The 5,049-nt window shown below is 71.0% G+C and carries 5 protein-coding genes; 4 read left to right on the forward strand and 1 reads right to left on the reverse strand.

Annotated elements, in window-relative coordinates:
- The 3 genes from C3486_RS36115 to C3486_RS36125 all read left to right on the forward strand — a co-directional run.
- Window positions 1-719 (forward strand): MnhB domain-containing protein (locus C3486_RS36115; RefSeq protein WP_103837083.1); only part of this gene is annotated, 719 nt, incomplete at its 5' end.
- On the forward strand, window positions 716-1,066 hold the full coding sequence (locus C3486_RS36120; protein WP_103837084.1) for a sodium:proton antiporter: 351 nt from the start codon (window positions 716-718) through the stop codon (window positions 1,064-1,066). The genes C3486_RS36115 and C3486_RS36120, both read left to right, overlap by 4 nt.
- Complete coding sequence (locus tag C3486_RS36125; RefSeq protein WP_103837085.1) at window positions 1,063-2,823, forward strand: complex I subunit 5 family protein; 1,761 nt, start codon at window positions 1,063-1,065, stop codon at window positions 2,821-2,823. Before C3486_RS36120 ends, C3486_RS36125 begins: the two co-directional genes overlap by 4 nt.
- On the opposite strand, the gene C3486_RS36130 is transcribed toward C3486_RS36125, so the two are convergent.
- On the reverse strand, window positions 2,757-3,827 hold the full coding sequence (locus C3486_RS36130; RefSeq protein ID WP_103837086.1) for a cation diffusion facilitator family transporter: 1,071 nt from the start codon (window positions 3,825-3,827) through the stop codon (window positions 2,757-2,759). The two genes, C3486_RS36125 and C3486_RS36130, sit on opposite strands and share 67 nt — an antisense overlap.
- A gap of 144 nt (window positions 3,828-3,971) precedes the next feature.
- Here C3486_RS36130 and C3486_RS36135 point away from each other — a divergent pair, with 144 nt between their 5' ends.
- Window positions 3,972-4,937, forward strand: a complete 966-nt coding sequence (locus tag C3486_RS36135; RefSeq protein WP_103837087.1) for an LLM class F420-dependent oxidoreductase — start codon at window positions 3,972-3,974, stop codon at window positions 4,935-4,937.
- The last annotated feature ends 112 nt before the right edge of the window (window positions 4,938-5,049 follow it).

Raw genomic sequence — 5,049 nt, forward strand, 5'->3', positions numbered from 1 at the left:
CGGTACTCCTCCTCGGCCTCGCCGGCCTCGCAGCCCTCCTCACCACCGCAGCCCTGCGCCTCCCCGGCTTCGGCAACGGCTTCCACCCCTACGGCGACCGCGCCGTCCACCAAGCCCTCGCCCGGCAGACCGCCAACGCCATCGCCGCCGTCAACTTCGACCAGCGCGCCTTCGACACCCTCGGCGAGGAATCCATCCTCTTCGCCGCCGTCCTCGGCACCGTCGTCCTGCTCCGCCAGGCCCGCGACGAACACCAGGTCACCCCCGCACCCGCCAGCGTCGCCGCACCCGTACGCCGCTACGCACTCCTCCTGCTGCCCATCACCCTCGTCAGCGGCCTCTACATCGTCGCCCACGGCCAGCTCACCCCCGGCGGCGGCTTCCAGGGCGGCGTCGTCGCCGCCACCGCCCTCCACCTCCTCTACATCGCCGTCGACTACCGCGCACTCGAACGCATCCGCCCCCTCGGCGTCTTCGAAGTCGGCGACGCGGCAGGCGAAGCCGCCTACCTCCTCACCGGCGCAGCCGGCCTCCTCGCCGGCACCTCCTACCTCGCCAACTTCCTGCCCCACGGCACCCTCAACACCCTCGCCTCCGGCGGCACCGTCCCCCTCCTCAACGCCGCCATCGGCATCGAAGTCGCCTGCGCCGTCGTCGTACTCCTCGCCCGCTTCCTGGACCAGGCCGTCGAGATCGAGGAGGAAGGAGAAGGACGATGATGCACGTACTGCCCTACCTGGTCGCCGCCTGGATCTTCCTCGTCGGCTGCTACGGCCTCGCCACCAGCCGCAACCTCATCCACGCCGTCGGCTGCCTCGCCGTCTGCCAGGCCGCCACCTACGTCCTGCTGCTCGCCGTCGGCTACCGCGCCCACGGCACAGCCCCCGTCTTCTCCGACATCAAGCCCCGCACCCGCCCCGTCGTCGACCCCGTCGTCCAGGCCCTCGCCCTCACCGACGTCGTCGTCGGCGCCACCGTCACCGCACTCCTCCTCGCCCTGGTCATACAGGTCGCCAAACGGCACCACACCCTCGACCCGGACGAACTCTCGGAGCTGCGCGGATGAACCACCTGCTGCCGCTCGTCATCGCCACCCCCCTCCTCGGCGCTGCCCTCCTCGTCGCCGCCGGCCGCTTCCTGCCCCGCGCCGCCGCCGAAACGCTCGCCTGCGCCTTCGCCGCCACCGCAGCCGCCCTCGCCCTCCACCTCCTGCTCGACGCCCCCGCACCGGTCGTCGAATGGCTCGGCGGCTGGACACCCCGCAACGGACACAGCGTCGGCATCGTCCTGCACGCCGACCGCCTCGCCCTCGGCACCGCAGCCCTCGTCTCCCTCCTCGTCCTCGCCGTCCTCGGCTACTCCTGGCGCTACTTCGACGAACCACCCCGCAAACACGCCGGCTCCTTCCCCGCCCTCGTCCTCCTCTTCCAGGCCGGCATGTGCGGCTTCGCCCTCACCGGCGACCTCTTCAACGCCTTCGTCTTCTTCGAACTCATGGGAGTCGTCGCCTACGCCCTCACCGGCTACCGCGTCGAAGCCGCCAAAGCCGTCCAGGGCGGCCTCACCTTCGGCATCGTCAACTCCCTCGGCGCCTACGCCATGCTCCTCGGCATCGGACTCCTCTACGCCCGCACCGGCGAACTCGCCATGCGCCACATCGGCGCCGCACTCGACGCCCGCGGCGCCCCCGACGCCCTCGTCCTCGCCGCCTTCGTCCTCCTCCTCACCGGCCTCCTCGTCAAAGCCGCAGCAGCCCCCTTCCACTTCTGGCTGCCCGACGCACACGCCGTCGCCCCCACCCCCGTCTGCATGCTGCTCTCGGGCGTCATGGTCGAACTCGGCGTCTACGGCACCGCCCGCATCTACTGGACCATCTTCAGCGGACCCGGCGGCATCCCGCCCGAAGCCGTCACCCGCACCCTCCTCACCTTCGGCATCCTCTCCGCCGCCGTCGGCGCCGTCATGTGCTGGTACCAACGCCACATCAAACGCCTGCTCGCCTACTCCACCGTCGCCCACACCGGCCTCTTCCTCATCGGCCTCGGCCTGCTGAAACCGGAAGCCACCGGCGGCATCGCCCTCTACGTCCTCGGCCACGCCGGCGTGAAGGCCGCACTCTTCGCCGGCGCCGGCATCCTCCTCGACCGCTACGGCTCCATCGACGAATACGCACTCCACGGCCGCGCCCGCGAACTCCGCCTCACCGCCGCCTACTTCACCCTCGGCGGCCTCGCCCTCGCCGGCCTCCCGCCCTTCGGCACCGCCCTCGGCAAAGCCGTCACCGAAGAAGCCGCGGGCCCCTGGCTCACCGCACTCTTCGTCCTCGTCTCCGCCGTCACCGGGGGAGCGGTACTCCGCGTCACCGCCCGCGTCTTCGGCGGCCTCGGCACCCCGCCCGCCGACGGCGAAGAGTGCGAGACCAGCGGCGAAGGCGAACAGCCGGAGACCGAACAGCAGCTCACCCGAGTCCCCGACACCATGCTCGCCGTACCGGGCACCCTCCTCACCGGAGCCCTCCTCGTCGGCACCCTGCCCGCCGTGTACGCAGCGGTGGGCAGCGCCGCCGACGAAGCCACCTCCGGCGTCACCGTCGTCCCCACCCCACCGCACTGGTCACCCGCCGGACTGCTCCTCGGCCTGCTCTCCGCCGCCGTCGCCGCAGGTCTCGCGGCCCTCGCCGTACGCCGTCCCCAGCACACCCGCAGCCGCCACTGGCTCGACCCGCTCCGCACCCTGCACTCCGGCCACATCGGCGACTACATCGCCTGGACCCTCCTCGGCACCGCACTCCTCGGCGCCCTGACCGCCACCGGACTCCTCTGACCCCCGAGCCCGGACACACCGGACCACTCAGCCGCGGCCCGCCCCCGGCACACCACCGTCCCGCGAAGCACCCCCGGCCCCGCCGACGCCCCCGCAGCCCGCTCCACCGGAGCCTCCGTGATGTCCAGGAAGACATGATCCGCCTGCGGCCACGTCCGCTCGATCTCCCGCTTGATCCGCACGCAGACCAGCTCCACCCGCTCACTGTCCATCCCCGGCGCCAGATCGATCCGCGCCGCCAGCAGCCACGACTCCTCACCCAGCCGCATCGTCAGCAGCTCCGCCACGTTGTCCACCTCCGGCTGCGCGCCCAGCAGCTCCCGGATGTCGTCCCGCAGCCCCGCGTCCACCGACTCACCGATCAGATGGTCACGCGCCTCCCGGCCGAGCCGGTACGCCACGTACACCAGCAGCAGCCCGATCAGGAAGGACGCCGACGCCTCCCACACCGCGTCCCCCGTCACCAGATGCAGCACCATCCCGGCCGCCGCCAGCAGCACACCCAGCACCGCCGCACCGTCCTCGGCGAGCACCGTACGCAGCGCGGGATCACCGCCCCCGCCCTTCTGCACCCGCAGCTGGTACACCGCCCGGACCAGTGAACTGCCCTCCGCGACGAACGCCACGCCCAGCACGATCAGCCCGGCCAGATAACCGCTCGGCGTCTCGTGCGAGCCCTCCCGAAGCGCGTCGATCCCCTGGAAGAAGGAGAAACAACCGCCCATCACGAAGATGCCCACCGCCGCCAGCAGCGCCCAGAAGTACCGCTCCATGCCGTACCCGAAGGGGTGGCGGCGGTCGGCGGGACGACGACTGCGGCGCAGCGCCGCCAGCAGGAACAGCTCGTTCAGACTGTCCGCCACCGAGTGCGCCGCCTCCGACAGCAACGCGGGCGAGCCGGACAGCAGACCGCCGACCGCCTTTGCGAGTGCGATCAGCAGATTGGCCGCGAGCGCCACCACGACGGTCACCCGGGTCCGGCCGTCGGATTCCTTTCGATTCACCGTGATTCACCGCCGCCATTCAGGGGACGCGAGCATTGCGAAGGATCGGTCAAACGCATCAACGGAGCGTGTACCCGGTTCGATGAAAGGGAACCGCGGACAGGAATCCGTACCCAGCCGAAAAGCCGAAAAGGATGAGTGACGATGGTGGACGTCGGCTACACGATGATGACCGAACAAGCCGGACCGCGCGAACTGGTCGACCACGTGGTGAAGGCCGAACGCGCCGGCTTTGATTTCTCGGTCACCTCCGACCATTACTTCCCCTGGCTGACCTCCCAGGGCCACGCCCCGTACGCCTGGAGCGTCCTCGGCGCCGCCGCGCAGGCCACCTCCCGCATCCCGCTGATGACGTACGTGACCTGCCCGACGACCCGGTACCACCCCGCGGTCGTCGCCCAGAAGGCCGCCACGATGCAGCTGCTCGCCCAGGGCCGCTTCCGCCTCGGCCTCGGCTCCGGCGAGAACCTCAACGAGCACGTCGTCGGAAAGGGCTGGCCCTCGGCACCGGTACGGCTGGAGAAGCTGGAGGAGGCCATCGAAATCATCCGGGCGCTGTTCTCCGGCGACGAGGTGACATACCACGGCGAGCACTTCGAGGTGGACCAGGCGATGCTATGGGACCTGCCCGAGGAACCGCCGCAGATCGGCGTCGCCGTCTCCGGCGGCCGCTCCTGCGCGATCGCGGGCCGGCTCGGCGACCTGGTCATCGCCACGGAACCGAAGAGCGAGCTGCTGCAGAAGTTCGACGAGCACGGCGGCAAGGGCAAGCCGCGCGTCGGCCAGATCCCGGTCTGCTACGACACCGACCGGGACGCGGCGATCGCGCGGGCACACGACCAGTTCCGCTGGATGCTCGGCGGCTGGCCGGTCAACTCCGAGCTGCCCGGACCGTCCGGCTTCAGCGGCGCGACGCAGTTCGTCCGCAAGGAGGACATCGCGGAGGCGATCCCGTGCGGCGACGACGTCGAGACGTTCGTGAAGGCGGTCAAGGCGTACGCGGACGCCGGCTTCACCGAGGTCGCCCTCGTCCAGATCGGCGGCGACCACCAGGAACCGTTCATCGACTGGGCCCAGAAGAACCTGCTGGAGGAACTGCGGGGGCTGTAGGGGAGAGATGGGGCCGGGGGCGCGGGGGCGGGCCCCGGCGTACCGTTTCCGCCCCCTCTTCCCCCACGGGGGTGTCACGAGGTCCCCTTCTCAACACAGTACTCGGGGGTAC

Source organism: Streptomyces sp. Ru73, assembly GCF_002920575.1.
Taxonomy (GTDB): Bacteria; Actinomycetota; Actinomycetes; order Streptomycetales; family Streptomycetaceae; genus Streptomyces.